Raw genomic sequence first — 336 nt, 5'->3', positions numbered from 1 at the left:
TGGGCGAGGTCAGCGTGATCGTTCCGCCGACCTGAATGCCGAGCTGTTCGGCCATGCGCGAACCGATCGCGACACCTGTGCCAGAGGCAAAGCCGACGAGATCACCGGACTGGATATGGTCGGAAACCGACTTCATCTTGCTCAAGTCGTCGGCGCGGATACCGCGCACCAGAGCACCCGTCGAACTGTCTCCGACGCCCTTAGCCAGAACCTGACCCTCGAGCATCGGGATCGCCATTGTGACACCCTTGACGTCCGAAAACTTCGTCGCCAGTTCCGGATAGTTGTTCAGCGGGCCATCGATCGGCTGGACGATCATGTGGCCGTTGATGCCGA

General features: G+C 60.7%; 1 pseudogene. It reads right to left on the bottom strand.

Annotation, left to right across the window (positions count from 1 at the left end):
* A pseudogene (locus tag L981_RS32725) lies at positions 1 to 336 on the bottom strand (lipoprotein-releasing system transmembrane subunit LolC); the annotation flags it as partial.

Origin of the sequence: Ensifer sp. ZNC0028 (genome assembly GCF_000799055.1) — a bacterium.
GTDB lineage: Bacteria > Pseudomonadota > Alphaproteobacteria > Rhizobiales > Rhizobiaceae > Ensifer.
Note: the sequence above shows the minus strand (reverse complement) of the source record. Positions and strands in the feature narration are given on the sequence as shown.